The sequence below is a fragment of the Corynebacterium sp. HMSC034B08 genome (genome assembly GCF_001835805.1).
Classification (GTDB): domain Bacteria; phylum Actinomycetota; class Actinomycetes; order Mycobacteriales; family Mycobacteriaceae; genus Corynebacterium; species Corynebacterium coyleae.
In genome coordinates this window covers 1-1,262 of the sequence record NZ_KV825961.1, presented here as the reverse complement: position 1 = coordinate 1,262, position 1,262 = coordinate 1, and the positions used below count along the sequence as shown (strand labels likewise).

Here is a 1,262-nt window from a genome sequence, read left to right as displayed (position 1 = left end):
TTTTGGAACCGCGAATACGACGTCATGGTGTGCACCACGATCGTGGAGACCGGCCTGGACATCGCCAACGCCAACACCCTGATCGTGGAAAACGCCCAGAACATGGGCCTGAGCCAGTTGCACCAGCTGCGCGGACGTGTGGGCCGTTCCCGCGAGCGTGCCTACGCGTACTTCCTGTACCCGAAGGACAAGACACTCACCGAGACCTCCTACGACCGCCTGGCCACCATCGCCCAAAACAACGACCTGGGAGCCGGCATGGCCGTGGCGCAGAAGGACCTGGAGATGCGCGGCGCTGGCAACGTGCTCGGCGCGGAACAGTCCGGCCACATCGCCGGCGTGGGCTTCGATATGTACGTCCGCTTGGTCAGCGAGGCCGTGGAAACCTTCAAGGGCCTCATGAGCGGCAAACCCATCGACGCCACCGACAAAGGCCCGAAGGAAATCCGCGTCGATCTGCCCGTGGATGCACACATTCCGGAGACCTACATCAACTCCGAGCGCTTGCGCCTCGAGGTGTACCGCAAGCTCGCAGAAGCGCGTGACGACGACGCCCTGACTGCAGCAGCCGACGACATGATCGACCGCTTCGGCACCTTGCCAATTGAGGTCGAGCGGCTCATGGCCGTAGCCCGACTGCGCAACCAGGCCCGTGCAGTTGGCGTTTCCGAGATCCTGACCCAGGGAACCCGCATCAAACTCCACCCAGTCGAGTTGCCTGACTCCAAGCAGGTGCGCCTGAAGCGCTTGTACCCGGGGGCGAACTTCCGGGCTGCGGCAAAGGCGCTGCAGGTGCCGATGCCCAAGGAAGGCGGGGCAAAGCGGGCACTCAACTCCCCAAACCTGCGCGATATGGAATTGCTGCAGTGGGTCGCCGACTTCATGACCGACGTCCTCGACGCCCCCAAGATCGCCGTGGCGGGATCGGCTGCGGAGGAGACACCGAAGAAGAAGGTGTTCTCGGTCAGCGAGTAGGCGCTACCGCGTCAGTGATCCCCCTTCAGACGAAGAAGGACGCTCGGACCGATCGTCTAGCTCTGTGTTTGTGCAACCAGACGATGAGCTCCGTATTGACCATGGTGTTCGTTATCACCTGGGGGTTTGTGAAGGCGGTTTCGAGACCGTCTAGCTGTATTTGCGGGGGTGCTAGACGATCAGTGGCAGCAACGAAAAGAGAGTGTGCCCACCCGGTGTTGCGGGTGGGCACACTCATTGTTGTTGTTTGGTTTTAGAGCATCATGTTGGCGAAGCCGATGCCGATT

At 61.5% G+C, this 1,262-nt stretch carries 1 protein-coding gene; it reads left to right on the top strand.

Annotated features, from left to right (window positions below):
• Positions 1-975: TRCF domain-containing protein (locus HMPREF2656_RS05820; RefSeq protein ID WP_256381250.1), on the top strand; the 975-nt coding region annotated here is incomplete at its 5' end.
• Positions 976-1,262: the final 287 nt, after the last annotated feature.